This window comes from Pelagibius marinus (assembly GCF_014925385.1).
Classification (GTDB): Bacteria; Pseudomonadota; Alphaproteobacteria; order Kiloniellales; family Kiloniellaceae; genus Pelagibius; species Pelagibius marinus.
Genome location: NZ_JACSDK010000014.1, coordinates 1 through 26,604, shown reverse-complemented (window position 1 = coordinate 26,604; position 26,604 = coordinate 1). Strand labels below are relative to the sequence as shown.

Here is a 26,604-nt window from a genome sequence, read left to right as displayed (position 1 = left end):
TCCGCCCTGTGCCATCACTTGCGTTTCAACAGGGTATGGTAAACCTTCAGCGCCCGGCTGGCTATCGTCGGCGACATATGCTCGCGTTCGTAGCCAAAGAGATCGAGCGTTTCTCCGGCCAGCTGTTCGAACACAATGCGCTCCGACTTGGACAGTTGCTTCTTCCACTTTTGCAGCTTGCCTGGGTCCGGCGGCTGAACAGAGTTGCGGTGCCACTTGAGGCTTTCACGCGGCACCACACTCTCAGCATCGGCCCAGTAGTTCAGCATCGACGGGTCGTAGTCTTCATCAATAAACGTGCAGATTTCGCGGAGCACCTCTTCCGGCCGACGCACGAGATCCTCATAGCGAACCTCAAGGAAATCATCGCCCAACACAGCTCCGACCTTGTGCGCAATCGTCGTCTTCCATTGCCAGTCAAGCACCAGCTTCGGAAGGTTTCCGGACATCCACTCGATTGATCTTTGCGAAAGGACGACATCGCGGCCGTCCCGGACGAGATGCACGATCTTCGAATGGGGAAAGATGCGGCGAATGATATCTATATCCGGGGTGTAAAAGGGCGTCTTGTCGCCCCAACGCACCTTGCCCCGGGCCGCGGCATAGCACCGGTAAATCGCGTCGACGAAGTCCTTGTAGTCGCCGATCTCCCTGGCCAGAACCGCCTCCGGGTCGGCGATCAGGTTGCCACGCCGGACCAGCGGATGGCGCGCGACGTCGTCAAGCAGCCTGCGAGCGTTGTCCTTGCTGCCGAGATCCCCGTAATCGCCCAGCCGCTGGAAGTAGATCGTGATGAAGGCGGTCTCGTGCGGAATGGCCAGGTTATGATGATTGTTGAGCATCAGTCGCAGCATGGTCGTGCCGGAACGCTGCGCGCCGAGCAGGAAGATTGGCGGCTTTTGTTCTTCGGCGCTCAAGGCTGCACCTGCTCCCTGGCTTGCGGCGGCGCTCATTGGCCGGCGTCTCCCCGACAATCCACGATCATCGCCCGCTTGCTTCCATCCGCACGCGCCATGATCCGTGCCCGCATCGGCGGCGTGCGATCAAACTGCCGCCGGAATCGCTCCAGCGGCGGATAGCTGGCATTGCAATAATAGCGGGGAACGAGCCGCAGGCCGCAATAGCGTGTGAGAAACTTGCGCAACGCCATGCGGCGGCCGAAGCGGGTTGCGCTGTCATTGTCGAAGATCAGGGCCATGCCCTGCGGTGCGAGGGCCGCAATCATCATCTCGCAGGCTTCCGCCTGCCGGGAGCGCGGCAGCTGCTGTATCACGTCATAGGTAAAGATCAGGTCGAATCCCACGGAGAGTCCCTCGAAGGCATAGCTCTGCCGGTCCAGGACATTTCCGGTCCGCAGGTCGTCGGGCAGCGCCAGCCCTTGCAGCTTCTCCCGTGCCACCTCGACCATGCGGTAAGACAGGTCAAACCCGCAGAGGCGCAGCGGGTTGAAGCCGACGAGCGAAAGCTGCGCGTGCAGAAAGGTGAGCCAGGCGCCCGTTCCACAGCCGCAGTCGAGCACCGTGAGCGGCTTCTTCCACGGTAACTGCTGCCGGACCTCCCCGAGCACGTTGGCGACAAAGGTTTTTGCCGCCGGGGCATGATCAAAGTCCGCGTCGTAAACGCCCCGTTCGACGAGGCTGTCAAAGCTTCTTCTCTGCCCTTCGATCAGGTTGTGGGCCACGAGGTGCGCTCTCCCAACTTGCGTGCCTGGCGCTCAAGCAGCGATTCACGTTTGAACCCGAGCCTGCGGCGCAGCCGGCGAAGGCGCCCGCCCTGGATCAGGTAGTACCAAAGATCGAGCAGGTAGGCGGCGGCGGATCGGGGGACCTCGTCATAGGCTTCGTAGCCCCAGTCCTTAAGCGCCCGATTCGCAACACCCTCGAAGACGATGCGCTGGCTGCGGGTCATCTGCCGGCGCCACCGGCCTACCTTCGACTGTTGGGGCGGGCACGATATGGCCGGCCAGAGCCAGCGCCGACCTCTTGGAATCTTGTCCTCCACCATTTCGGCATAGCGCAGCATCTGCTCTTCATAGCTGACACCGATGAAGGCGCAGATACGAGCAAGAGTCGTCTGGGTGTCAAGCACCAGATCCTCAAAGCGGACAGTCATGTAGCGTGACGGCCCGAGAATATGCCCCATTTTCGTATTGGTCGCCGTGCGATGGACCCAGGCGCGAGCGCACTCGGCAATGTTCCCGGCACCGTAGGGCATAGTCTGGTGCGACAACGCGACATCACGTCCGTCGCGGATTATGTGAAGGAAGCGAGCGTCCTCGAACCAGGCGTTGACTACATCCATGTTGTCCAGGGTCGCGATGTCCACGTTGGCCCAATAAGGTTTTCCCTTCGCCCGGGCATAGGCCTCGTGGAAACGCGCGACGATCGCACCGAAGTCACCCAAAGGCAAGTCGGCCAGCAGAACCTGACGATCGAGCTCTGCGTCCCACAGCTTGACTCGCTCGTGCGCCAGGATCGCGTCGACGAGGCGGATGACATCGTCTCTGGTGGCCAGATCATTGAAGCGGCCTTGCAGCCGCTCGGCGAACTCAAGCCACATGCCGGTCGTGGCCAGAGGAACAGCCACCCTCGGATGGGCACCGATCAACATCGACAGCAGTGTGGTGCCGCTACGCTCCATCCCGAACAGGAATGTCGGCGCGGTGGCAACTTGGGGCAAGGCGGCGCTTGAAACCGGCGCCTTTCCCTTTTCGCTCTTGGTATCCATGAGCTGCCCAGTCTGCGCCGTAGAAGTTTTCATGCTGCATCCCACCTGCCGCGCATTGCTGTCATCCCGGGGCGTCAACCGCGGCCCGAGGCCACCCAGTGGCCACAGAGGCCGCCCCTGTCGGCGCGATGGACCAGGCGGAGCCATGCGGGAGGCGTCGCCTCCGGATCGGCGGCCCCCAACGCGAGCCCGAGGCTGCTTGAGGTGAGCCTCCGCAGCCCCAGGGCGCGCAGCTGAAGGACGCTGTCGCCGGCAAGCTCAAGCCACAGGCCCTCGCCGTCGAACTCGATGTCGAGGAAAGGATTCTGCAGCACAGTTGACAGGCGCCCGAAGACGGCGATCGCGCACCTTTCTTCCTGGCGCACGACGATCGAGATCCCCGTATCGCCGGCCGCTGGCACTTCCAAATGGGGCGGGCCTTCGCCGCCGCAGAGGCCAACCGCGAAGGCAACCGCGGCCGCTCCTGGCTGCAGCCGGCAGATCAGCTGCGGTGCCGCCTCGATCTGGCCATAGCGGCGCGACACCCAGCCCGCAGGCGGCTCTTTCTGTCCTGCAATGCAGTTCATGGAGGCGATCCCCTGCGAGGCACAGAAATAGGCTGTACGGCCATCCAGCCGCACGGCTGCCCGCCGGCTCGAGGGAAGGCTGACCGCCGCTTGCGGAGCGAACTGCCAGTGGCAGGCCAGGTCCGCGTCGTCGGGCAGGGATGGCGGCAAATCATAGACCAGGGTGTAGCGGCCGGGAATGCGCAGGATGCCGCGCCGCCATCCATTCAACGGGCCTGCTTCCTGCAACCGAGCCTCTGCCCACCCCAGGACACCCTCGAGGGAGCGCCACCTCGTGACCGCCCGGGCACCGCTGTCATGGTCTCGGAACCGTCCCTTGGGCCGACCCAGCGGATCATGCCCGCCAAGCACGGGCCCGTTGTGGCCGGCAGGACTGCGGAAATAGTGGCGTGGAGCGAACGGGCCGCCATCAGGCATCAAGCTCGCGGCCGCATAGGAGTACGTGCCTGCGGGCTCGAGCACCGCCTTGCCTTCCACATTCCAATACACCGTCAGCAGGTCGGACATGGCGTGCCCGGGAAAGACGGGAGTGTCCGGTCGCGGACCGCTACGAAACAGCAGGTAGTCGTCCCTCTCCTCATCCCGGAAAGCCACGTAGCCTCCGCTCGAGAAGATCTCTTGCTGGCCTAGCGTCTGCAAGCCCGTCACCGGCAGTGGGAGTTCGATGCCGCGTAGCGCAACCAGCAGCCAGTGGGCACGTTCCGCCCCTGCCGCTGTTTCGGCGGTCTCTTGGAAGCTGCGGTCGAACAGCTCGCGATAGAGGATGCGCCACGCGCCACGGGCCCAGCTACTGCCCGCATCCAGCGGCAGAAGCGGGTCGTCGGTTGTGTCGCCCAAGGCGAAACCGTTTCCGTTGCGATCCGCCAGCGCCGCCTGGAACCTCAGCATACGGGCGATCATCTTTAGTACCGGGGCCGGCGGCGGCTTTCCACGCCGCAAAGCGATGACGAGATAGGCAAGCGCCAACTCGCAGCCCAACTCGTGATAGTGCAGCGACTGCTCGAAGTTAGTGCCATCCTCCTGAAACTGCCGGGCCAGCTCGGCATGCCAGGCCTGCTCCAGCGTATCCGGCGTCTCCGGCGTCTCCGGCCCGGGGACGAGTTCCGGATAGCAGACTGACAACAGCCATGCGGCAAAACTGTCGGCCAGGCGATGATTATTGGGGGCCGCCTCGCCCAGCCGGGGGGCCAGATGGCGGCAGTCGGCCGCAAGGACGTGAAAAAGCTGCAGGCAGATTTGGGCAGCCGTCTCGTCGCCGTCCTCGGCCTTCGCGGCGAGAAACGGTGCCGCCCAGGTGAGGGCGAGCAGCCGATAGACGACCACCAGGTTTGAGAAATAGGCGTCTCCGGTCCGTTCCGCCATCTGACCCTGGCGGATCCACCCCGCCAGGGTGGCCTGCAGCGCGGGAAGGACGTCCGCTCCCAGGCAGGCCGCCAATGCCAGACGCGGGAGGAAGCCGAAGCGGTGCGGCCGCAGTCGGTACAGCCGGTCACTGCACGGGAGTCTCGACAGCGCGGGCCAATCCAGACCGCCGGCAAGCGGACCTGCCTGCAAGGCATAGACGGGCAGGCCCTCATTGCAAAACCGGAGAGTTTCCGCGAGCAATTCCCGCCGCCAAGACTTCTTGTCGCACCGATAGACCGCCGCGGCTCGCCTCGCCTCCGCCAGGCTGAGAAAACCGGCCGCAGCTAGGCGCGTGCGGAAGAACTCAATACAGAGGGCCGGGTCCCCGACGTTGTTGGGTGCCGCGCCCTGCCAAGCGGTCAGTGACCCTAGAGGCCGGCCATCGGCCGGCCAGAGGGGCGAACGGCTCGGCCAGAGCCGCATCACAGACCGCTTGAGGCCGCTTAGGTATTGCTGGGCGTACACCATTGTCTCACAGAAGCCTAGGGCATCAACTCCGAGTGAACTGCTTCCCCATGAACAGTGCAACGTGCGAAGCTCAGCTCATGGCACCCGGCGGGCGGCGGGTTGATTATTTTTGTCAAACCATGGAAGGGAAGCCACGGGCTTATCATTGGGTTATGATCCGCGCTGTCGCGATCTTCCTCGTCTGCACCCTCTACAGCGCGCCGCTGCTGGCCGCAGAACTGCCGCTGCCGCAAACCCCGATCTATAATCCAGCCTCCAAAAGCTACTTTCAGTTGTTCAAGGACAACGTCTATCCGGGTCACTGGATGGCGGCTCGAGAACGCGCCAGCATTAAGGCGTACAAGGGCGTGCGAGGCCGCCTCGCGGTGGTTGACAGCTGGGAGGACCACAAGTTCCTGCTGGAAGCGTTCGGGCTGACCAAACGCAGGGTGAGTGTCTGGATCGGCTTGCGCTACTGGTGTGCGGCCCGGCTGCTGCAGTGGGAGGACGGGCGCCTCTTCGAGCCTTCGGAACCGACAATGTTCCGCCTATGGCACGCGGACTGGTCGCGCTCCGACAGCGATGCCTGCAACATGTCGAAATCCGGCAAGGTCGGCTTCGCGCCGGTGTACTACCGGACCATCGGCGCCATCACCCGCTGGCAGGCTGTCGGTGCCGCCAAGTACTTCCGGTACTATCTCGTCGAGTTCCCCACAGGCGGCGAATGAGCGGTGTCAACCGGCCGACGCTGCTGCAGAAATAGGGTTGATCGCCCAAGGCAACATGGCAGGTTATTCAATTGCCAGTACCGATAACCGTCAGATAGATCGGGCGCAATTAAGGGATGTTGGGCCGCAATGATACGACAGAACATCCACCTCATTGTGGCGGCCCGACCCAACTTCATGAAAGTCGCCCCGCTGTACCACGTCCTCAAGCGTCAGGATTGGTGCCGGGCCGAGTTGGTCCATACCGGCCAGCACTATGATGCCAATATGTCCGATACCTTCTTCTCGGACCTCGGCCTGCCGCCGCCGGACTATCACCTGGGCGTGGGAAGCGGCAGCCACGCCGAGCAGACTGGCGCCGTCATGGTTGCTTACGAGGAAATCTGCCTGCGGCACCGTCCCGATTGGACAGTCGTCGTCGGCGACGTCAACTCAACCCTCGCCTGCGCGCTGGTCGCCGCAAAACTGTGTATTGCTCTGGCCCATCTGGAGGCCGGCCTGCGCAGCGGCGACCGCACCATGCCGGAGGAGATCAACCGCATCGTCACCGACCGTCTCGCCGACCTTTTGTGGACGCCCTCAAGCGATGGCAATGATAACCTGAAGGCTGAAGGCATCTCCGGCGAGCGCATCGAGCTGGTCGGCAACATCATGATCGACGCTTTTGAGCTGCAGCGCCCGCAAATCGATTCGCTTTGCGTGGCGGAAAGGTTTGGTGTCGAGCGCGGTCGCTACGGAATCGTCACCCTGCACCGCCCTTCCAATGTGGACGACCGGTCGAGCCTGGCACAGATCATCGATGTGCTGATTGCAACGTCTCACCGACTGCCTCTCGTCTTCGCTGTCCACCCACGCACGCGGGCACGCTTACACGACTTCGGACTCGATGCCGCGCTGGCGCGACAGGATGGCATCCGCTTGTCGGAGCCGTTGCGATACAACGAGTTTATGAACCTGGCCTGCGGCGCCCGACTGGCGATCACCGACTCCGGCGGGATCCAGGAAGAAACCACCTACCTTAACATTCCCTGCCTGACGCTGCGCCCCAATACGGAGCGGCCGATCACGATAACCCAGGGCACCAACAGACTGGTCCGGCCGGATACCCTGGCTGAGATGGTCGATCAAGCGCTAACCGGCGGACTGCGAACGACACGGCACCCGGCGCTGTGGGACGGCAAGACGGCGGCACGGGTGGCGGAAAGTCTTTTCCGTCATTCGGGGCGCGATCTCACCAGGACCTGCGCATGACCGGGCATAGGTCGGGACATGGAAGCTGAGACGCTTCAAGAGCGAGGCGGCAGCCTCAACCGACGCATGGTCCGCGGTGCGACCTGGATGATAGGGTTGCGCTTTGCCGACCGCTGTGTCGGCTTTCTCAGCACTATCGTGCTGGCGCGTCTTCTGATGCCGGCCGATTTCGGCCTTGTTGCCCTCGCTACGGCATTAATGGCGGCGGTTTCCGTTTTCAGCGAGTTCGGCCTTGAGCTGGCATTAATTCAGAATCAAGAAGCCGACCGCCGCCACTATGATACGGCCTGGACTCTCGGGCTGCTGCGCGGCTCTGTGGCCTGTGCCGGTATCTTGCTCGCAGCGCAGCCGCTGGCTGCCTTCCTCGAGAACCCGCGCCTTGAGAACGTCATCCTCGTACTTGCCGTCGTGCCGCTCCTGCAAAGCCTCAACAACATAGGAACGGTGGCGTTCAGGAAGGAACTTACCCTCAACAAGGAGTTCGTTTTCCGGATTGTGCCACGCATCGCCGGCGTGATCGTAACCATAGCCCTCGCTTTCATTTGGCGGAACTATTGGGCGCTGGTCGTGGGCACCCTTTGCGGCAGGTCAATGCGGGTTGTCATGAGTTACGCCATGCACAACTATCGGCCGCGACTATCGCTCGCCGCATGGCGAGAAATCATGAACTTCTCCAAGTGGATCGTCCTGACCGGCATCGCTGCCTTCATAAACCGCAAAGCCGGGCATTTTTTCGTCGGGAAATTCCTCGACGCCGCGGCAGTGGGCGCCTTTTCCATTGCGGGCCAGATCGCCAATATGGCCGCCGCGGAACTCATCGCCCCCGTCAAGCAGGTTCTCTTTCCCGGCTATGCCCAGATCGCTCACGACGTCGCAGCGCTTCGCAGAGCCTTTATCGACGCTTACGGTCTGCTGGTTCTTGTGTCACTACCTACGGCGGTCGGTATAGGGCTTACCGCCGAATACTACGTTCCCTTGCTGCTGGGACCGAATTGGATCGGGGCGGTCCCGCTGATCGAGATCCTGGTCATCAGTAGCGGCCTCCGGTCGCTCAGCAGCCACGTCCGGCCGGTCTACCTCGCCATGAACCGTCCTCGCCTTGGTGCTTACGCCTCCGCCGGGCGCGCTCTGGTGTTCCTTCCGGGCCTCTACTTCGGCCTCGTCGAATATGGCATCATCGGCGCGGCAATCGCTCATGCCGTTGCCCAGGTGGCGGTCCTCTTCTGCAGCCTCTACTACATGCACAGGCTGCTCGCCCTTTCCTTTTCGGAACTTTTGCGGGCAAGCTGGCGAGCGCTCTCGGCCTGCCTGCTCATGGTTGCTACTCTCCTCGCCCTGAAGGCCGCTCCACCGGTTCAGGGCGACGGCGCCATGGTCGCTCTCATCCTGCTTTCTGCATCAGTCGGCGCCGGCGTCGTCGTGTACATCGCAGCAGATCTTCTGCTCTGGTGGTGCTGCCGCCGGCCGGCCGAAAGCTCGGAAAGCTACCTGATCGGCTACCTGCGGGACACGATGCGCCGGCGTAAAGCCCCGGTCATCGCCCGCGCTGCGGGCAAGGGCATCTGAAATGCAGCATGAGCCGCCCCAGATTTTCGCCTTCGCTTCAAACGAATGGCACACACCGTGGTGGATGGCGCGCCAGCATCTCTTCACCCGCCTCGCCAGGCGCGGATGGGCCGTGGTCTACAGCACAGGTCCGCAATCTCTCTGGGAGCGCCACACCGACAAGTGGCGCAGGGGCGGATTCGTGCACAACTGCGAGCGCGTGGAAACCGGCGGAAGCGAGGCGGTGATCGTCGATCAGCCAGGACGGTGTCTGCCGCTGTGGCGTGAAGGGGCATGGAACACGTTCGCTACAGGTCGCCATGCCCGCCACTTGCTGCGGGCCGGAACCGGCAAGAGCGGCCGCCTCGCATATCTGTGGCATCCACGCTTCTGGCCTTACGTCGAGCTGCTTGAGGCCGACTACGTCGTGTATCACATCCACGACGCCTGGAACTCGGACGCTTGGGCGGACCACCTGAAGCGCCGTCACGAAAAGTTGGTACAGCGCGCCGACCTGATCATTGCAACAGCGGAAAACATGTCGCGAAACCTGCCGGGGATAGGCCCCGGCGGTGCGCGCATATTGCCGCATGGCGTCGACTTCGCGGCGGTCACTGCGGGGGCCGGTGCCGCCTGCCCGGCAGACCTGGCCGCCATTCCCCGCCCTCGAATCGGTTACACAGGACGCGTGAATCTCAAGCTGGACTTTCCGCTTATCGCCGACCTCGCTGCGCGACGCCCTGAACTGCATTGGGTCTTCGTCGGCGCGACAGGCATCGGCAATACTTTCAGCTTTGATGCCCAGCCGAAGGTCAAGGCGGAGTGGGACCGGGTAAACAGCCTCGACAACGTGCATTTTCTCGGCGTCAAAAACAGGCGTGAAATCCCCGCCTACCTCCATGGCTGCGATATCCTGAGTCTGCCATTCAACGCGTCCTGCGTGGGTTTTCCGACAAAGCTCTACGAGTACCTCGCATCCGGAAAGCCGGTCATAAGTTGGAACGCGGAAACCATGTCTCCCTATTCCGAAATGGTACATATTGCATCCACGTGCGAGGAATGGTCCGCGGCCATCGAGGACGCTTTGACCACCGGCGGGCGCGGTACTCCTGAGGCGCGCCGCTCACTCGCACGCTTCGGCGACTGGAACCGACGCACTGATCAACTTGAGGATTGGCTCCGAGAAGTAATCGGCGGGGATTCTGCACAGGCGGCTCAATGACGCCGGTCAGCTGCCGGCACCTGCCGCCGCCCGCGCAGCGGTTTGGCTTCCGGAAGAGTCGGCAATTCTGACGGTACAGACGCCCTTCTCGAACTCGTCCAGGTCGGTGCGAAAGTTCAGGCTGGGGAAATTCCGGCGCCACTCGGCAATGACTGCCAGTTCTTCCGGTCTGCCCGCATCATCGATGAAGACCGCCCCACGGAAAGACAATCGGGGAAACAGCACCGGCCCGGCTGGATAGCGCGGACTGGTGCCCGTCCGCGCCGGCGGGCCGTCGACAATAACGAGATCGATCACCAGGTCCGGAAGCTCGTGCGACCTGTACCAGTTGAAGGCTCGGCCATCGACCTGGCAGGGCTCCAGCGGTGCATCCAGCACGCTTCCCCACTGGCTCAGGCCCTGCCGATCCAGCTCTTTGCGCGTCTGTTCGGCAAACTCCTCCATATGCTCCAGGCTGAAGAGATGCCCCTTACCGTTCAGCTGCAGGCAACGCGATATGACTATGGTAGACAGCCCGCTGCCGCACTCGACGACGACTTCCGGCTTTTCCCGCAAGATGTGATCTGCCAGCAGCTTCAGAAAATCCGGGCTGGCCGCCTTGCCCCCAGCCGGCGGCAGGCTCCTGGCAAAGGAGAGATCTTGCTGCAGCGCTTGCAGGCACTGGATTTGGCGCATCTGTTGGCGAAAGCGGCGATCCACCGTGTGCTTCAGACGATCGGCCATGCGAAATACCCACTGGACCTTTCGGAGCAGGTAGAGATTCAGGCTGATCGACAGGCCCAGCAGAACCACGATCGCGGCAAGAAAATAAGTTTGCACCGGCTAGACCCTCCCTGCGTGTTCGACTCGCCGCGCGCCTTGCCGTTTTAGCGTTCCTTCTACGAGGTCGTAGCCGCGCTCTGCCCGGACACATCCTGTCGACACCAATGCGTAAGATCGCGGTCCAGCAGTTCACTGAGGCGCTCGACATCGGGGCGAAACAGCTGCTGCAAACTCGCCCGCGTTATTGGCGACATCGGTGGCGCCTTCTCTTCGACTCGATTGATCTGATGGAGCCGCCACCGAAGCGAGGCCGGCAGTAGCCTGAGCGGAGACGACGGGCTCTTACCGATACGGTCCAGCCCCTTCAGGCGCGGCTTCCTCTTCTTGTTGTATGTCACGAACCGTGGCACATAAGTCTCACGGACTCCCAGGAAGGCAAGCGTCCTGAAATAGGCTTCCGCGGTGTTGCTCGAAAACTCGTCGAAGATAATGACCTGGACCTGCTCCTTGCCGAATGCCCGAAAGTAGCGCGCGACCTGATCGCAATAGAGTGGGACCTGGCTGTACAGAAGGCCCTCAGGGAAATGCGCGGCCCTCGGCACGCCTCTGCCGGCGGCCCGCTCCTCCTCCAGGCCAAGCGCCTTGTCGAACGACCGGGTGTCCTCGTTCCCGGTCGAGAGAAATTGGCGATGCAGAGAATGCACCATTTCGACCGGATTTCTTAGCATGATCAGAATCTTAGCGTTTCTGTCAAACTCGCTGATCTCGTCGGCAGCGGTCTTGGAATAGAGATACCATACGGTCTTCTCGCCCACGATCTTCTCCGGGCCGCACCCGGAAAAGATCCCGAGATAGTCCTCGATGGCCACGGTCCTCTTCGTGTGGGAAGTCAAATCGCGCCCAAAGAAAATCGGCTCTCTTTTCTGGGGCATCGCAATTTCGGGATGCTGCCCCAGGTACATCTGCATTGAAGTGGTGCCCGACTTGGCGGCTCCCACAATGAAGAAGTTCGGTCGCCTCATGGCCCGTCCATCAGGAATAGATACGGCGGTTCCGAGTTCCGCCCAGCAGCCCGCCTGGCACCGCCATTTACGCTGCGGATTGACCGTCCAGCTCCTTCTTAGCGCCATAGCCGTAGTAGTAGTAGGCGTCATAGTAGGAGCCGAAGCCCGTTTTGCCGAAGCCACCCGTAGTGCGATTGAGGATGAGACCGAGGTTTGGACGCTCGCCAATCAACTCCAGCGCACTGCTCACCGATTCCCTCTTGGTACGGCCGGCCTGAACGACGAAGACCACCTGGCCCATGTGGGCGGTCAGCACCACTGATTCGGTTGTCGCCAAGATCGGCGGGGAGTCGAAAATCAGAATCCGATCTTCATAGCGGTTGGAAAGTTCCTTGATGATGGCGTCCATACGGGCGCTGGCCAGAAGTTCCGTGCAGCGGTTATCCAGTTGGCCGGCGGGAATGAGCGACAGTTTTTCTATGTTCGTTCTCAGCATTACCTCACCAATGTCCATACTGGGGTCCCGCAGTACGTCGACGAGTCCCTTCCTGGCACTTATGCCGAGCTGGCGCAGGGCGTCCGGTTTGATGAAGTCCGCATCGACCAGGACCGCGCGCAGATCCTCCTCGGCGGTAATCGACATTGCCAGATTGATAGCCGTTGTCGTCTTTCCCTCGGTCGGCAGGGCGCTGGTGACTATGATGGTGTTGCCAGGCCTCCCTTGAATCTCCCAGCGCTGGCTCAACACCAAGCGTTTGATAAGTCTGAACTCCTCCACAGTGCGGCTTCGCTCGACGCCCGGCGTCAAAATCCCGCGCTTGGCGAGGCCTTCTGTGGCGATCGTGACCAACTTCGACCGACGCCGGCGGCGCCCCTGCTCTCCCTCCGCTGCCTGCTTCTTTGCAGCGTCGTCAATCTGCAGGGCCGCTTTTGGTGAGAGGTCGGCGCCCGGCGCCGCCTTCTTGCGTTGACCACTGGCGCCCTCGGCGGCCAGCTTCGCGGCCGCCCGCTCGATGAGTGAGGCCGACCGCGCTTCCAGATCGCGCTTGCCATTGCTTCCCCGAGTCTCGTCCGCCACGTCACCTTGCTCCCTATCAATTCAGATGGGCTGCCAGCAAATCGGAGATATCCCTGAACTTATTAATCACGAAGCTCGTTCCGCTCTCGATCGTGTCGACTCCCGGTTTGCCGGCGACGATCGTGCTCAAGCCGTACTGCTGCTCGATGACAAGCAGGATGCCGAACGTTCCGACGAGAGCGGCAACACCCGAAAGGAGGATGGCCGCGCTGGACCCCACTGTCACGACAGGCCGCTTGGTGTCTGAGATGGCGCCCAGAACCCGCAGGCCGGTAAAGTCGCGAAGCTCCGCAGCCGACTCGAAGCTTGTGTCCAGGAGCGCCAGAACAAGCGCCACCCCCAATCCCGCGCAAAGAGCGACTGCCAGAACAGCGCTGAGGTATAGCGGTCGGTTCGGGCCGATCGGTTTGGAGGCCACGACAGGCGGGTCAATCAGACGATACTGCACCTGCTGGCCTATGGCATCGCGGCTGCGCGACATTCGGGCCGATTCACGCCTGGACAGCAACTCGTCGAAACGCGCCTTGACGATTCCGTAATCCCGATTCAATCTTTGGTATTCCGCCTCTACCTGGGGAACGTCCTCCGCCTTGGTGGCCAGCGCATCTGCCTCCTTGCGCGCCGAGGCGGCACGCCGTCTGAGGTCTTCCACCTGCGTCTCAATCTCGATCAGCCGCAACTGTATCTGGCCGTATACGGGGTTGGGTGTTCCAAAAGCCACCGTTTCGGCAACGCCGCCGCCGTCGTCGCGCTTCGCCGCCTCTGCAAGCGCATTCTGTGTCTCTTCCTGCTTTACGAGTAGTGCAGCCAGTTGCCGGCGCAGCGATACCACGTCAGGATGCTTCTCCGTATAGCGAGAGCGCAGTTCGCGCAACTGGGCCTCGATCGCCACAATTCGGCGCTCCGTATCATCCGGTGGGCCAGTATTAAGTAGTTCGGAGGGCAATGTTTCGGGAATGCTCTTCAGTTCACTGCGCAGGTGGTTGCGCTGCGCAATGGCTACCTCCAGCGACTGTTCATACTGTTGCTTTAGGTCGTTAGCCGCCCTTGCGCGCGAGAGGTAGCTGCCTTCCCCGAGGACGACGTCAATATTCTCCTGCTTGAAGCGGGTGAGTCGATTCTCCGCCTCGACCAGCCGGGCCTCGTAGTCGGCGATCTGACGATCGATGAATTCCTCTGCAGTATCCAGGTCCTGCCGGCTTTGCCCGAGATTGCTCTCCACGAACAGAGCCAGAAGCGCTTCGACGACTTTGTGGGCACGATGCCGGTCGCTGTCCCGGAACGAAATCGTGAAGATGTTCTGGCGATCGGAGGAAATGGAGGTGTCCCGTACCAACTTGTTAATGACGGCCTGCATTTGGGCGTCGCTGCTGACCGACAGATCATAGTCTGTCTCGTGCGCTACCTTGATGAGATTGGGCCGGCTGAGCAGCGTCTGCTTTATTAGCTGCACCTGCGTGCGCAGGTCGATCTGTACGGCAATGCCGCGCAGCAAAGGCTGCAGCACGCTGGAGGTGTCGACATAGATGCGGCTTGAGGACTGGTAGATGCTAGGCAGGGAGGCGACGACCATCCACCCGGCGATGGCTATTACCCAGGTAGTGAGCAGCGCGACATACCGGCGCTTCCACAGCGCATTGAGGTAATGAAAGAAGAGCTTGTAGAACTCTATCACCCCGTCTCGCTCCGATCGCTTTCGCTTCCGACACCTATCAATCTACTGTCGACTTTTGATATGATAGCGCCTGAAGCATTATCATTTGACGAGCCGAGATCCGCCGTGGCCTCGTTGCCGATAGTGTAAGACGAGTGCGATCCCGGCGTCTAACAACCATCTGAGTGGCGCCGGTTAAGTATCTCTCTGAACAGCGCGATCTGACCCGCCGTTGTGGCATCCCAGGTGAAATTCAGCGCGTGTGCACGCGTCTGCGCGCAAGGTACCGGCGCGGCCAGAAGCCGACGGATCGCTCGGGCAAGGCAGTCCGCACGCCGCTCGGAGAGGCAGATGCCGGCTATCGGCGAATTAACGATCTCGGCCACATCGGAAACCCTGGTTGTCACCACGCGGGTACCGCAAGCCATCGCCTCCAGCAGCACATTGGGCCAGCCCTCGCGCTCCGAGGCCAACAGCAGCAGGTCGGCGGCACTGTAGACTTCCGGCATGCGCTTGTGGGGCACGCTGCCCAGGAAGCTGACGCGGTCGGCGACAGTCAGATCCCGCGCCAGCAGCTCCAGCCGCCCCCGCTCGGGGCCGGTGCCAACGATCCAGAGCGTCAGCCCGGGGATCTCCGCGAGCGCCGAGATGGCCAAGTCGTGCCCCTTCAACGGCACCAGGTTCCCGACCGAGACGACAAGCGGCCGGGGCGGTGGCTGTCCGGCCCGCCTGTACGGCGTCCTCGGGCGAAAGACGGTGGGGTCGATGCCGTTGCGCAGGACCGTGATGCGTGATCGGTCCACACCCAGCCTTGCGAGGCGTTCCGCCAGTGCGCTGCTTACGGCAATCACCCCGTCTGCGCGCCGGGCGGCTTGCCGAATGAGGCGCCGGGGCAGAAAGAAGTCCGGCAGCAGGTTCACGTCGGTCCCACGCGCGGTCACCGTCACCGGCAACCCTGCAGTCCGGCCCAGCATAACCGCGGCGACACCGTCGGGATAGAGATAGTGGGCATCGATCAGGTCGAAGCGTCTCCCTTCTTTCTGTAGGCGCCCCAAGGCGCGACGCGCGCAATCATAAAGCAGGTAGGGCGCCATGCTCATTCCGACCTTCGGAATGGCCAGATAGCGCGGATGGTCGATCTCTAAGCCAAATCGGGCTTCATGCAGTGGTGTCCTGGCAAAGGACGCGTAGGTGCCGAAGCGACGCGAGCGGAAGGGAAAGTATGGCACGGGCGCCAGCACTCGTGCCGATACTTCGCCGGAAGCGACAAGCTGCCGCAGACGGTTTTCCACAAAGACGCTGTACTGCGGCCTCTCCGTGTTCGGGTAGAGAGTCGTGAAAGTCAGGATGCGCAGGTTGCCGCCGCCGCTCGGGCTCGTCACCGCCTTGCCTCACGCTGCGCCCAGGAGGGCATCATAGGCTACGACCATGGCATCGAGGCTGTATGCCACCTTGGCGCGTTCCTGATTCCGGTAGCCGAGCGCCTGCCGGCGTCGCGCATCGCAAGCGAGAGCCGCGAGCGCGCCGGCAAGCGCCTCTTCATCGTCGCGTGGGACAACCAAGGGCCGGTTCTCGGGCGCCACGATGCGGCGCACGTCGCCGACATCCACTGCGGCGATCGGCCGGGCTGCCGCCATCGCTTGCAGAAGGCTATTGGGCATCTGCTCCGTGTCCGACGAAAGGGCGAAAACATCCAGGCCGCGCAGTACCGCGGGAACATCCTCCACATGTCCGAGAAAAGTCGTGCGCCGGGCGATTCCCAGCCGCTCGGCCGCGCGGCCCAGCGCCTCACGCTCCGCGCCGTCGCCTGCAATCACCAGCCTGCAGTAGGGGCTTCCAGGCAAGCGCGCAAAGGCCCGCAAGAGCCGGCCCAGGTTCTTTTCCGGCCGCAGGGGTGCAACGGTACCGATAACGACGGTCTCAGGACCGGCGCCGACGGCCGCCAAGGGCCTACGTACGCCCGCCTCACCACTATACCTGAGATGATCGACCCCGTTCGGAATGCGAATCAGCTTGGACGGCGGCACCGACCAGGCCGAAGCGGCAATCTCCATCAGCGTGGCGGAAGGAACCACCAGCTTCCGGACGCGGCCTAGCGCAACACGGCGAAAAAGGTTGCGCCGCCACAACTGACCATTTCCCTCCTCGACACCAAACCCACTTTCGAAATGGATATGATCGCAAACGCCGAACAGGCGGTTTGCCAGCGCAACCTCGATGGCGCCCCAATTGTAAGTCAACAGCAGGTCCGGCTCCGCCTCGCGCACCAAAGTCCGCACCGACGCCATGCCACGCAGCAGATTGTACCTCGGCAGGGTGAGGGGCCGGAGATCTACAACGGCATGCGACGCCAGCCTCTCGGCAGCGGCAAAACAGCCATCGAGCGCTACTACAGTGTGGCGGAAGCTGCCGGTCAGGCCGTTGATGACATCACACATGCGGATCGGCACCCCGCCATGTCCAAAGCTTGCAAAGACATGCAGAAGATGTCGCGCATTCGCCTGGCGGCGATCAGGCGAGATGGCGACGCTGCCGGCCGGTACCGCAGTCAAGCGAACCTACCGCGCCCCGGCGGGCCAGAGAATGACACGTACTGTCTGGATGACGATGAAAAGATCCAGAAGCAGGCTGTAGTTCCGCAGGTAATAGAGATCGTACTGCAACTTGGCCAAGCCACCCTCGACCGAATCACTGTAGATGTAATGCAGCTGCGCCCAGCCGGTTATACCCGGTTTCACACGGTGGCGCTCTCTGTAGTACCGGATGTGCTGCTCCAGTTGGGCGACAAACTCGGGGCGCTCCGGGCGCGGACCCACAAAACTCATCTCTCCCTTGATCACATTTATGATTTGCGGCAGCTCGTCGATGCGGAATTTGCGTATGAGGCGCCCGACGTCGGTGATCCTGGGGTCATTCTGCGCCGCCCAGACCGCATTGCCGTCCGGCTCCGCATCAACGGCCATGCTGCGAAACTTGATGATTTCGAAGAGTTTGTTATTCAGCCCGACCCTAGTCTGCCGATAGAACACCGGGCCGGGGCTCTCCACGCGGATTGCCAGAGCGGTGGCGCCGGCAAGCGGCAGTGTCACGATCAGCAGAGCGACACTCAGCAAGACATCGAGTATACGCTTAACGCTTCTCTGCACGCTCCCTCCACTGAAGCCCTCGGCGAAAACAAACCAGCTGGGCCGCAGCGTATTCAGATCGCAGCGCCCCGTCTCGCGCTCCATGAACGTCAGAAAATCATAAATCGGTATGCCCGACAGCTTGCAGTCCATCAGCTCGTCGATTGGTGTCATCCCCCGTCTCTCCTCGACCGCAACCACGATCTCGCTCACCCGCCGCTCCAGACAAAGCTGCGGAAGCGGCTTGAAGGGTTTGACGACGCGCGACGCCGACACCTTGACGTGGTTGCCCTCGATGTCGAGAAAGCCGACGCATTTCAATCCGCAGCTCTCGGCGGAATTCTCTAATTCTTCGATCTCTGCGGCCAGCTCGCCGGTACCCAGAACCAGGACGCGTCTGGCAATAAGGTTCGTATCCACCAGGCATAGAAAGGCGTAACGCAGCAGAAATGCCGCCATCAGCGAGAGGAGCAGGCCAATGAAGATGAGGCCTCGCCAGACGGCGAGCGACGGCCAGAGGTAGAACACGACCGACAGCACCAGGAATGCGAGGCCAAATCCGAGGATGGTGCGAATGAAAACGTCGCGAAAACGGGTCGAGTTGCGCGCATGATAGAGCCCCATTGCGAACAGGGACCCGGTGCATGCCAATGTAAAAGTCACCGCGTCCCAAAGGTGGTAGCGAGGCAGGCCACCCAGCCCGGCCAGCCCCCCTTTCTGAAGGAGTGCGGCCAGATAAAATGCCGAGCAGAACGCGGCCGCTTCACCGATCATCAGGAAGATGAACGGTTGTGTAATGTATTTTTGCGGCAGCCTGAGGAACATCGGCCCTCGCCGAGATGGCGTCTACAGATATGTCTGGCGGCAGCACCACAACCAAACCCACCGTGGGCCGCACCTTATCGAAATATCATAAGAATCCGGCCACCTCCCTAGGGCCGACTTCACGGAACATCTTACAGGACAGGTTAGGCAAGACTACGGTTCAGTAGGGGCTGGGCTACGTCGCGTCCCCTTTCACCTTCCAGGCAGTCACCCGCTGCTCCCAGTGAAGCGCCGTCCGCAGAATAACGTCGAGGCTGTCGTACTCGGGAACCCAGCCGAGAACGTCGCGCAGGCGCGATGCCTCGGCGATCAAGCTACCCACATCGCCCGCCCGTCTCGGCGCATTGCGGATCGCAAGAGGTCTTCCGGCTATGTGCTGGATCGCGTCGAGAACCTCGCGCACGGAGTGTCCATGCCCGTATGCGCAGTTCAGTGTGAGGTTCTCGCCCCCGCGCCACAGATGCTCTAGAGCGAGCACGTGCGCATTCGCTAGGTCGCTGACGTGGACGAAGTCGCGCACGCAGGTGCCGTCGCGGGTATCATAGTCAGTGCCGAAGATCTCCATCTCCGGCCGCTTTCCTACCGCCACCTCGCAAGCCACTTTGATTAGATGGGTGGCGCCGGGCGCCGACTGGCCGGCACGACCGGCGCAGTCCGCTCCGGCCACGTTGAAGTAGCGCAGGATCACGTACCGTAAACCATGCGCGCGCGCAGCATCCCGCAGCATCCACTCCACCATCAACTTTGATCTGCCATAGGGATTTTCCGGGCGGGTTGGGGCCCCCTCCCCCACCGGGTTCACGTCCGGCTCCCCGTAGACCGCGGCAGTCGAGGAGAAGACGAAGGAGGTGATTCCATGGTCGACGCACGATTGCAGCAGAGCGCGACTCTTGCATGTATTGCTCAGGTAGTAGGAGAGCGGCGCTTCCACAGATTCGGGCACCACTATTTCGCCGGCAAAATGCATCACCGCCGTTACGGAATGACCTTTGATAATCCGAGCTATTATCGTCGGGTCACCGGCGTCCCCCTGGTAGAAGGGGACGTCGTTCGGCAACACCTCCCGGTTACCCTTGGAAAGATTGTCGAGAACCACAATCGAATGGCCTGCCTCCCGGCACGCCAACACCGCGTGGCTCCCGATGTAGCCCGCCCCGCCGGTAATGAGAACGCTGCCTGTTTTCATAGTGACCCCCGTCGAATCATCATTGATAAATCATGATCGCCCCGCTCTTCACATGAGATTCCGGCGGCGATCCTTGATCGGGTGTGCGCGTTGACAAGGTTGCCAGGCGAGAAATAGCATTTTAGCCAGGGAGCAGGTAAACGGCACAACCAGTCCCTTGATGCCAGCACCTGCGAAGGCGTTTCTTCAAGCTGGGTTTACTTTCTACGTCCCGCAACCCCGGGGAAAAAGAGCTCCCCGGGTAGTATCGGTCTCTTGCCAAAAAGAAGGCTTCGGCAAGAAGCCAGATGGGAGAGGTTACGATGTCAATCGATGTGATTCACCGGGCCACTAGCAAGTTTCCTCGTTCGGTGCGCCGTTTCCGCTCGCTCCTGGCACTCTCGACATTGGTGCTGGGGTCTTTTTCCGGTTACTGGGTGCTGATAGAGTACGTGCTGCCATAGCGGCCCGCCGAGAGGACGCCTGCTGTGATCCGGACCCTTTCCGCAGCGTGCTTCATGCGGCCGGCCGCGCCAGCATCAGAAGCCCTTCCATTCGGCCGCGCCCGCGCCTACGGGGGTTGCGGCGACAAGGAGTTCTGCAGATGTTTCGAGGCGGACTGAAGTTCTTCACTGCTCTGGCCGGGACCGTCCTGATAGGAGCCGCCTTAGTCGCCTGCTCAAGCAAGCCCGACGTACCGCCAGCAGAGGCTGGAGTTCCGGAACTGCCGCCGCTTTACCAGATCGGCGCCGGAGACGGATTGACGATCTTCGTCTGGCGGAACGCAGAACTGACCACTTCAGTCACCGTGCGGCCAGACGGGCGAATCTCCGTTCCCCTCATCGAGGATCTTTATGTTGAAGGGAAAAACCCCAGCGAACTCTCCAGAGAGATCGAGTCCAAGCTCGGTGTGTACATCCAAGACCCTCTCGTCACGGTCATGGTCGGCGGGTTCGTCGGGACCTTTCCCCAGCAGGTTCGGGTCGTTGGTGAAGCCGCCACGCCGCAGGCCATTCTTTATCGCGCGAATATGACCGTGCTCGACGTCGTCATCGCCACAGGCGGCTTGACGGAATTTGCCGACGGCAACAATACGACCCTGGTGCGTGCGCAGGGCGACCAACTGGCGGAATACCGCGTGCGGCTTGATGACTTGCTCGAAGACGGCGACATCTCGGCCAATGTGGCCTTGCTCCCGGGCGACATCCTAATCATCCCGGAGACATTCTTTTGATGCCGGTGCCTGCGGCCTGCACGCCAGCTGGGCCGCAGGGCGTCGTTGGTATTCTCGATCATATCTCGCAGCAGCAGAGGGGCACATCCCTCGAACGATCCGGTGCGACGATCGCAGCAGGCTCATATCCGGATTGGCCGGGTATGAATTGCCTCAGGCCACAGTCGGCTTGTTGAATGCGCTTTTTGCCATGGTGAAAGAGGTCTGAGAACCCAGCATGGCCAGATCACAGCAGATTCATCCCATCGTCCTCGCCGGCGGCAGCGGAACCCGACTCTGGCCGATATCCAGATCACTGCATCCGAAGCCCTTTGTTTCCCTGGCCGCAGAACGGACTCTGTTGCAGATGACCGTCGCACGACTGGCCGACCCGCAGCGTTTCACTGCTCCCCTGGTCGTGTGCAACAAGGCGCACCGATTTCTCGTCGCCGAGCAGCTGCAACAGGTAGCCGCCACGCCCCAACACGTCGTGCTGGAGCCGGTGGCCCGCAATACCGCGGCTGCAGCCTGCACGGCGGCTCTCCTGATCGCCCGCGAGAACCCGGATGCCCTGCTCATGCTTGTGCCCTCGGATCACCTTGTCCAGGACGAGAAAGGATTCCTGGAAGCCGTCGACTGCGCCACCGCGGCAGCGGAAAGCGGCTGGATTGTGACCTTCGGCGCCCGGCCGGTCCGCCTGGAAACCGGCTATGGCTATATTCAGAAGGGCGAGAGCCTCGCCGAATTCCCCGGCAGCTTCCGCATCGCCCGCTTTGTGGAGAAGCCAGACCGGTCCACCGCCGAGGGCTACCTGTCAAGCGGCCAGTACCTGTGGAACAGCGGCATGTACCTGATGTCGGCCAGGCGGCTGCTAGCCGAGATGGAACGCTACGAAGCGTCCATCGTTCTGGCTTGTCGGGGGGGCCTTGAAAGGGGCATCGCTGACGAGGATTTCCTCCGCCTCGACGAGGACGCGTTCAGTAGTCAACCGAGCCTCTCGTTCGATGTAGCTGTTTCTGAGCGGACGAGCTATGGTGTCGTTGTCCCCATTGATATCGGTTGGTCCGATGTCGGCTCCTGGGAAGCCCTTTACCGGGTCACGGGCAAGGACGACCACGGCAATGTACTGATCGGCGACGTCGTTGCAGTTGACTGCAACAACAGCTATTTGCGCAGTGCCGCCATGCCGATTGCCGCCCTGGGCCTGGACGGACTCACGGTAGTAGGCACCAGGGACGCTCTTCTTGTCTGCCCACGTGAGCGGTCGCAAGACCTCTCACTTATGGTGAGGCATCTGGCAGAGGACCCGCGCTATGCATCTCTCGTCCGCGGAGCCGAGAGAGAGGCAAAGGGCTGAAGTCGAGGAACAGCGGGGAGTTGAGGCAGCAGCATATGGCAGAAGGCAGCTACTCGCGGGTACGACACGTCCGGTGGCTGCGCAGTCCCTTCTGGTGGCGCGCCAGGCGGAGACTTGGCGGTGCCCGGCACTGGGTCGAGCAGATCCTCTATCGTCTTTACGAGCATCGCCTCATGGAGCAGCTGCGCGAAGGCGAGCTGCCGCGACACATTGGCATCATTCTGGACGGCAATCGACGTTTTGGTCGGCGCCGGAACATCGAAGATCCTCGCGCCCTCTATGCCCTGGGCGCCGACAAGCTGGACGAGCTACTAAGCTGGTGTACGACTTTGGAGATTCCGGCGATCACGCTCTGGGTCTGTTCAACCAAGAACCTGCAACGTCCCGCTAGAGAAGTCTCGGGAATCCTCGCGGCGATCCAGAACAAGCTGTCGCAGCTTGCCGTCGATCCCCTCATCCATCAGCACCAGGTACGCGTCCGCGCTGCGGGGCGCCTGGATCTTTTACCGACCTCCACCCGCGCGGCTATCGAGGCTGCGGAGGAGGCGACGAAGGAGCACGGGACCCTCGTCCTGACCATCGCCGTCGCCTATGACGGCCGCGAGGAACTCGTTGACGCGCTGCGGTCGATCTTGCGGAAGACGATTGACGAGGCCCGAAACCCCGATGCCGCAGTTGACGAGATCTCGACCGAAACCATCGCCCAGCATCTCTATGTTCCGGACCTGCCAGATGCGGACCTCATCATACGAACCAGCGGCGAGCTCCGGCTTTCCGGCTTTCTGCTGTGGCAAAGTGCCTACAGCGAGATTTATTTCACGGAGATCGACTGGCCCGAGTTTCGCAAGATCGATTTCCTGCGGGCCTTGCGCGCCTATCAGCGCCGGCACCGGCGTTTCGGTCTCTGACCGGCCCGGGCCGCCTCCGCCTTTGCCGCCGCAGGGCGGGCCGTCCGCCGGATTGCCATCCGGCGGCGCAACCGTAGGCAGGAGATAGAGCATGCAGATCAATCGCCGCTCGGCTCTCGCGGCCGCCGCCGCCCTACTCGCCGGCTTCGGGAGCCGGCCAGGGCACGGCCGTGGCGAGTCTCTGACCGCCACCCCATCCACCTACCTGGACAGGGCCGCAGACCTTCGTGCCGGCGACCGCTTGCTGCTCACGACCGGCACCTATCGCCGCAGTCTCATCCTGAGTGATCTCCATGGCGCTCCGGGCAATCCCATCGTCATCCAGGGGCCCGCGGACCGATCGGCTCGCTTCCTTGCCCAGCGCGGCCACAACACCGTCGAGCTCCGCAATGTCTCCCACCTCGAACTTCGTAACCTGACGTTGGATGGCGGTAACACACCGGGGGTTGACGGTGTGAAAGCCCATGCCCTCACCCATCACGTCACGCTCGAGAACCTGGAAATCGTTGACCATGCAAATCACCAGCAGACCGTCGCGATCAGCACCAAAGCGCCTGCCTGGGGTTGGGTAATCCGGAACTGCATTATCCGTCACGCCGGTACCGGGCTCTATCTCGGGAATTCCAATGGAGCCGCTCCCTTCGTGCACGGCCTGATTGAACGGAACTTGATCGTCGATACCATCGGCTACGGTCTGCAGATCAAGCATCAGGGCGAACGGCCGGAAATCTCCGACATGCCGACACAGGCAGGGTCGACAATCATTCGTCAAAATATCATAAGCAAGGCCCGACAACCGCAGGCGGGCTTCCAAGGTCCCCGCCCCAACCTTCTGGTCGGCCACTTTCCGCCTCTGGGCGCCGGGATCGAAGATATCTACGAAATCTACGGCAACCTGCTCTATCAGAATCTCGTGAATGAGCCCTTATTCCAAGGAGAGGGCAACGTCGCCTTTCACGACAATCTGCTGGTGAACCACCATGGCGACGGCCTGTGGATCCAGCCCCATCACAACCGCCCGCGGAAAATTGCGGTCTTTCATAATACGATTGTTGCAAAAGGAACCGGCATACGCATTCGCGGCGGCGATCCCGACTTTCGTCAGATTGTTACACGAAATGCGGTGTTTTCGGAGCAGCCAATCGACGGCGGGGAGCAATGGGACAATTTCGCAGTCGGCTATGCTGCAGCCGGCTCTCACCTCCGGGCCCCCTTTGGCGACTGGCGGGCACTTGACTTGCGTCCACAACCCGGCCGGCTGCGAACCCCTGCATCCGACAGCCACCTCCTTGCGGCTTATGCGGATGCCGAGATGGACTTCGCAGGTAATCCACGTGACGACACCTACCTCGGTGCCTATGCCGGCTCCGAGGTTCCCAGGCAGACACTGCTACCCATTCCGTCTCAACTCTAGTCGCGACGAATGCGACACAACGATAAATGCCGCTTAATAGCTTTGACCTGCTCTCGTCTTTCGGCTCAGCATGTTTGCAGGCACTTGAACAAAAGTGACCTGCATGACGACCGAAAGGAGTGCGGACAATGGACGCCACGGCCAGAAGCAGGAGCGCAGTTCGCTATGATATCGGCGATCACGAAGATCGCCCCTGGGGCAGTTGGCGCGTCGTGGATGCCGGGTCTGCATTCATTACCAAGCGCGTCGAAGTGGGCACCGGCCATCGACTGTCGCTGCAGTTCCACCGCCACCGATCAGAGCATTGGATTATCGTCGCAGGTCGCGGTGAGGCCACTGTCGGCGAGACCCGTACGAAGCTGCAGCCAGGCGACCACGTCGCCATCCCCTGTGGGGCGAAGCACCGTATCCATAACACCGGCGCCGAACCCCTGGTCTTCGTCGAGGTTCAACTCGGGGAAACTCTGGACGAAAGCGATATCACACGCCTGGACGACGACTACGCCCGCTGACCGCGTTCCCACGGCAAAAGCTGACACGCCGCCTCGCTTGGACAACTGGGGAGCATCCCCATGGCGGACGCCTTTATTCGCCCTCGCGGTTTTCGCCACAAGCTGCAGCACTTTGACCGCCACGCCGCCGGCGGCCCAGGACTATCGGCCATCTCCCCTTCCGGCCGCGGAGATTGTATCGCTTTCCGGGCCGGAGACATGGCAGGGGTCTCTCGTCGGCCCCCGCACCGCCGGCCTTGACGAACCTCGCCCGCCGGCATTGAAGACCGTGCTGGTGCGGACGACGAGTGACCTGCGAGCCGCTGTCCGGACTGCCACGCCCGGAACTGAGATCCAAATCCAGCCGGGCACCTATGATTTCTCGGGCGCCAGCATAAAGGTCGACCAACCGGGTCTTCCGGATCGACGCATCGTCCTGCGCGCCCCTGCCGTAGGCGGTGCCCGGCTGCGGTTCGCGCTCCTCGACGGATTCCACATCATCGCCCCCTATTGGACGTTCGAAAATTTGGTCATCGAGAGCAGCTGCGACGATGACAGCCATTGCGAGCATGCCTTCCACGTCGTCGGCGACGCAGTGGGCGTCGTCATACAGAACAATTGGGTTGTCGACTTCAATGCCGCCGTCAAAGTGAATGGCAAGGCAGGACGTTTTCCGGATGACGGGCTCATCCGCCATAATGCCTTTCTCAACAGCCGCCCGAGAATTACCGACAAACCGGTCTCTCTGCTGGATCTCGTGTCAGTGAGCCGCTGGAGGGTCCAGAAGAACCTGATTGCCGACTTTGCCAAGGTCGGCGGCAACCACACGAGCTACGGTGCCTTCTTCAAAGGTTCGGGGGAAGACAACATCTTCGAGCAGAACCTCGTACGCTGCGAGGCCGGTCACTCCGGGCTCTATCGTATCGGCTTCTCCTTCGGCGACGGCGGCACCGGCCGTCGCTTTTGCCGTGATGCGCGCTGCGAGGTCGAGCACAAGAGAGGGATAGCGAGAAACAACGTCATCATGAATTGTCCCAACCATGCCGGCATCTATCTGAATAAGAGCGCTGATACACTGATCCATAACAACTCTCTTGTAGCCACAAGAGGCATCCTGCTGCGAGGGCGCGGCACGTCGGCGACCATTCGCAACAATATCGTGGATGGCGACCTTCGCGCAGTTGAGGGAGCCACCTTTACTTCGGAGGGTAACATCCTGGCGCCGCCAGATGCGGCACCGTTCGACACCGTCAGCCGCGACGTCTACTTCAATCTCCAGCTCGGCGATCTGCGGCTGAAGAATCGCCAAAGCGTCATCGGCCGAGGAGTGGCCATCCAAGATGGCGGGCTGGACCTCTGCGGCCGGCCCTACGAAGCGGGTCCGCCGGACATTGGCCCCCTTCAGTCCAGGGCACAGGGCAGCTGTTCGAACCGTCTTTGGTGAAGCTCGTTGCCGGTGGAGACATTACCGGGCCAGCACTAAAAATACCAGGACAGCCGGATCTCGATGAAGGAGTCGTGGGCGAAGCCGTTCAGCAGGTCGTTCTCGTCGATGTTGTCGTAGATCTGGCCTTCGATCTCCAGGCTCAGTCTGTCGTTGAGGCGGCGCTCGAACTCGACCGAGAAGACCCGCTCCTCCTGGTCGAGGTCCAGGATGACGCCGGCCAGCAGCGTGGTGTCCTCCACGTCGTTCAGCGTCAGCCGGGTGCCGAGGAAGA

General features: G+C 61.9%; 23 protein-coding genes. 10 read left to right on the top strand and 13 right to left on the bottom strand.

The window, feature by feature from the left end; genetic code table 11:
* Positions 1 to 14: 14 nt before the first annotated feature.
* The 4 genes from H7X47_RS16205 to H7X47_RS16190 all read right to left on the bottom strand — a co-directional run bounded on the left by H7X47_RS16205 (position 15) and on the right by H7X47_RS16190 (position 5,165).
* Positions 15 to 953 carry a sulfotransferase family protein gene (locus H7X47_RS16205; RefSeq protein WP_193369764.1) on the bottom strand — a complete coding sequence of 313 codons (939 nt, stop codon included), beginning with the start codon at positions 951 to 953 and terminating at the stop codon, positions 15 to 17.
* The gene (locus H7X47_RS16200) at positions 950 to 1,681 is read right to left on the bottom strand and encodes a class I SAM-dependent methyltransferase (RefSeq protein ID WP_193369763.1); all 732 of its coding nucleotides are present in this window, start codon (positions 1,679 to 1,681) and stop codon (positions 950 to 952) included. Before H7X47_RS16200 ends, H7X47_RS16205 begins: the two co-directional genes overlap by 4 nt.
* The gene (locus H7X47_RS16195; protein ID WP_193369762.1) at positions 1,666 to 2,727 is read right to left on the bottom strand and encodes a sulfotransferase family protein; all 1,062 of its coding nucleotides are present in this window, start codon (positions 2,725 to 2,727) and stop codon (positions 1,666 to 1,668) included. The genes H7X47_RS16200 and H7X47_RS16195 overlap by 16 nt, the downstream gene beginning before the upstream one ends.
* A gap of 74 nt (positions 2,728 to 2,801) precedes the next feature.
* The gene (locus H7X47_RS16190; protein ID WP_193369761.1) at positions 2,802 to 5,165 is read right to left on the bottom strand and encodes a heparinase II/III domain-containing protein; all 2,364 of its coding nucleotides are present in this window, start codon (positions 5,163 to 5,165) and stop codon (positions 2,802 to 2,804) included.
* Between the two features lie 152 nt (positions 5,166 to 5,317).
* Here H7X47_RS16190 and H7X47_RS16185 point away from each other — a divergent pair, with 152 nt between their 5' ends.
* The 4 genes from H7X47_RS16185 to H7X47_RS16170 all read left to right on the top strand — a co-directional run bounded on the left by H7X47_RS16185 (position 5,318) and on the right by H7X47_RS16170 (position 9,890).
* Positions 5,318 to 5,872: a C-type lectin domain-containing protein gene (locus H7X47_RS16185; RefSeq protein ID WP_193369760.1), complete on the top strand. Its 555-nt coding sequence runs from the start codon at positions 5,318 to 5,320 to the stop codon at positions 5,870 to 5,872.
* Positions 5,873 to 6,001: 129 nt separating this feature from the next.
* Positions 6,002 to 7,123, top strand: coding sequence for a non-hydrolyzing UDP-N-acetylglucosamine 2-epimerase (gene wecB, locus H7X47_RS16180; RefSeq protein WP_193369759.1), 1,122 nt, complete (start codon positions 6,002 to 6,004; stop codon positions 7,121 to 7,123).
* An 18-nt stretch (positions 7,124 to 7,141) separates the two neighbouring features.
* A complete protein-coding gene (locus tag H7X47_RS16175) occupies positions 7,142 to 8,689 on the top strand; it encodes a lipopolysaccharide biosynthesis protein (RefSeq protein WP_193369758.1) in 1,548 nt (515 codons plus the stop codon).
* A 1-nt stretch (position 8,690) separates the two neighbouring features.
* Entirely contained in the window at positions 8,691 to 9,890 is a 1,200-nt protein-coding gene (locus H7X47_RS16170; protein WP_193369757.1) for a glycosyltransferase, read from the top strand.
* A 6-nt stretch (positions 9,891 to 9,896) separates the two neighbouring features.
* Here H7X47_RS16170 and H7X47_RS16165 read toward each other — a convergent pair whose 3' ends face one another.
* The 8 genes from H7X47_RS16165 to galE form a co-directional block, all read right to left on the bottom strand.
* The gene (locus H7X47_RS16165; RefSeq protein ID WP_193369756.1) at positions 9,897 to 10,709 is read right to left on the bottom strand and encodes a class I SAM-dependent methyltransferase; all 813 of its coding nucleotides are present in this window, start codon (positions 10,707 to 10,709) and stop codon (positions 9,897 to 9,899) included.
* A gap of 59 nt (positions 10,710 to 10,768) precedes the next feature.
* Positions 10,769 to 11,674 carry a sulfotransferase domain-containing protein gene (locus tag H7X47_RS16160; RefSeq protein ID WP_193369755.1) on the bottom strand — a complete coding sequence of 302 codons (906 nt, stop codon included), beginning with the start codon at positions 11,672 to 11,674 and terminating at the stop codon, positions 10,769 to 10,771.
* Between the two features lie 67 nt (positions 11,675 to 11,741).
* Positions 11,742 to 12,734: an XrtA-associated tyrosine autokinase gene (locus tag H7X47_RS16155; protein ID WP_193369754.1), complete on the bottom strand. Its 993-nt coding sequence runs from the start codon at positions 12,732 to 12,734 to the stop codon at positions 11,742 to 11,744.
* 16 nt (positions 12,735 to 12,750) lie between these two features.
* Positions 12,751 to 14,409, bottom strand: coding sequence for an XrtA system polysaccharide chain length determinant (locus H7X47_RS16150; protein WP_193369753.1), 1,659 nt, complete (start codon positions 14,407 to 14,409; stop codon positions 12,751 to 12,753).
* A 149-nt stretch (positions 14,410 to 14,558) separates the two neighbouring features.
* Complete coding sequence (locus H7X47_RS16145) at positions 14,559 to 15,770, bottom strand: glycosyltransferase family 4 protein (RefSeq protein ID WP_319633620.1); 1,212 nt, start codon at positions 15,768 to 15,770, stop codon at positions 14,559 to 14,561.
* 9 nt (positions 15,771 to 15,779) lie between these two features.
* Positions 15,780 to 16,940: a glycosyltransferase gene (locus tag H7X47_RS16140; protein WP_193369752.1), complete on the bottom strand. Its 1,161-nt coding sequence runs from the start codon at positions 16,938 to 16,940 to the stop codon at positions 15,780 to 15,782.
* Between the two features lie 6 nt (positions 16,941 to 16,946).
* The gene (locus H7X47_RS16135) at positions 16,947 to 18,338 is read right to left on the bottom strand and encodes a TIGR03013 family XrtA/PEP-CTERM system glycosyltransferase (RefSeq protein WP_193369751.1); all 1,392 of its coding nucleotides are present in this window, start codon (positions 18,336 to 18,338) and stop codon (positions 16,947 to 16,949) included.
* Between the two features lie 175 nt (positions 18,339 to 18,513).
* The gene (gene galE / locus H7X47_RS16130) at positions 18,514 to 19,524 is read right to left on the bottom strand and encodes a UDP-glucose 4-epimerase GalE (protein WP_193369750.1); all 1,011 of its coding nucleotides are present in this window, start codon (positions 19,522 to 19,524) and stop codon (positions 18,514 to 18,516) included.
* A gap of 583 nt (positions 19,525 to 20,107) precedes the next feature.
* Here galE and H7X47_RS16125 point away from each other — a divergent pair.
* From H7X47_RS16125 to H7X47_RS16100, 6 genes are all read left to right on the top strand, one after another.
* Positions 20,108 to 20,737 carry an XrtA/PEP-CTERM system exopolysaccharide export protein gene (locus tag H7X47_RS16125; protein WP_193369749.1) on the top strand — a complete coding sequence of 210 codons (630 nt, stop codon included), beginning with the start codon at positions 20,108 to 20,110 and terminating at the stop codon, positions 20,735 to 20,737.
* A 217-nt stretch (positions 20,738 to 20,954) separates the two neighbouring features.
* Positions 20,955 to 22,073 carry a mannose-1-phosphate guanylyltransferase/mannose-6-phosphate isomerase gene (locus H7X47_RS16120; RefSeq protein ID WP_193369748.1) on the top strand — a complete coding sequence of 373 codons (1,119 nt, stop codon included), beginning with the start codon at positions 20,955 to 20,957 and terminating at the stop codon, positions 22,071 to 22,073.
* A 173-nt stretch (positions 22,074 to 22,246) separates the two neighbouring features.
* Positions 22,247 to 22,981 (top strand): polyprenyl diphosphate synthase, encoded by a 735-nt coding sequence (gene uppS / locus H7X47_RS16115; protein ID WP_227010549.1) that lies wholly within the window; start codon positions 22,247 to 22,249, stop codon positions 22,979 to 22,981.
* A 91-nt stretch (positions 22,982 to 23,072) separates the two neighbouring features.
* A complete protein-coding gene (locus H7X47_RS16110; RefSeq protein ID WP_193369746.1) occupies positions 23,073 to 24,395 on the top strand; it encodes a right-handed parallel beta-helix repeat-containing protein in 1,323 nt (440 codons plus the stop codon).
* Between the two features lie 128 nt (positions 24,396 to 24,523).
* On the top strand, positions 24,524 to 24,907 hold the full coding sequence (locus H7X47_RS16105) for a phosphomannose isomerase type II C-terminal cupin domain (RefSeq protein ID WP_193369745.1): 384 nt from the start codon (positions 24,524 to 24,526) through the stop codon (positions 24,905 to 24,907).
* A 112-nt stretch (positions 24,908 to 25,019) separates the two neighbouring features.
* On the top strand, positions 25,020 to 26,330 hold the full coding sequence (locus tag H7X47_RS16100; protein ID WP_193369744.1) for a NosD domain-containing protein: 1,311 nt from the start codon (positions 25,020 to 25,022) through the stop codon (positions 26,328 to 26,330).
* A 35-nt stretch (positions 26,331 to 26,365) separates the two neighbouring features.
* Here the strand turns inward: H7X47_RS16100 and H7X47_RS16095 are convergent.
* On the bottom strand, positions 26,366 to 26,604 hold a 239-nt coding region (locus H7X47_RS16095; RefSeq protein WP_227010548.1), incomplete at its 5' end, for a hypothetical protein.

Bases quoted from the DNA above. Each gene is read 5' to 3' on its own strand.
- uppS (WP_227010549.1), top strand. From the start codon at position 22,247: ATGGAGCAGCTGCGCGAAGGCGAGCTGCCGCGACACATTGGCATCATT.
- H7X47_RS16105 (WP_193369745.1), top strand. From the start codon at position 24,524: ATGGACGCCACGGCCAGAAGCAGGAGCGCAGTTCGCTATGATATCGGC.
- H7X47_RS16205 (WP_193369764.1), bottom strand. From the start codon at position 953: ATGAGCGCCGCCGCAAGCCAGGGAGCAGGTGCAGCCTTGAGCGCCGAA.
- H7X47_RS16160 (WP_193369755.1), bottom strand. From the start codon at position 11,674: ATGAGGCGACCGAACTTCTTCATTGTGGGAGCCGCCAAGTCGGGCACC.
- H7X47_RS16125 (WP_193369749.1), top strand. From the start codon at position 20,108: ATGTTTCGAGGCGGACTGAAGTTCTTCACTGCTCTGGCCGGGACCGTC.
- H7X47_RS16110 (WP_193369746.1), top strand. From the start codon at position 23,073: ATGCAGATCAATCGCCGCTCGGCTCTCGCGGCCGCCGCCGCCCTACTC.
- galE (WP_193369750.1), bottom strand. From the start codon at position 19,524: ATGAAAACAGGCAGCGTTCTCATTACCGGCGGGGCGGGCTACATCGGG.
- H7X47_RS16190 (WP_193369761.1), bottom strand. From the start codon at position 5,165: ATGGTGTACGCCCAGCAATACCTAAGCGGCCTCAAGCGGTCTGTGATG.
- H7X47_RS16195 (WP_193369762.1), bottom strand. From the start codon at position 2,727: ATGGATACCAAGAGCGAAAAGGGAAAGGCGCCGGTTTCAAGCGCCGCC.
- H7X47_RS16170 (WP_193369757.1), top strand. From the start codon at position 8,691: ATGCAGCATGAGCCGCCCCAGATTTTCGCCTTCGCTTCAAACGAATGG.
- H7X47_RS16135 (WP_193369751.1), bottom strand. From the start codon at position 18,338: ATGTTCCTCAGGCTGCCGCAAAAATACATTACACAACCGTTCATCTTC.
- H7X47_RS16120 (WP_193369748.1), top strand. From the start codon at position 20,955: ATGGCCAGATCACAGCAGATTCATCCCATCGTCCTCGCCGGCGGCAGC.
- H7X47_RS16185 (WP_193369760.1), top strand. From the start codon at position 5,318: ATGATCCGCGCTGTCGCGATCTTCCTCGTCTGCACCCTCTACAGCGCG.
- H7X47_RS16175 (WP_193369758.1), top strand. From the start codon at position 7,142: ATGGAAGCTGAGACGCTTCAAGAGCGAGGCGGCAGCCTCAACCGACGC.
- wecB (WP_193369759.1), top strand. From the start codon at position 6,002: ATGATACGACAGAACATCCACCTCATTGTGGCGGCCCGACCCAACTTC.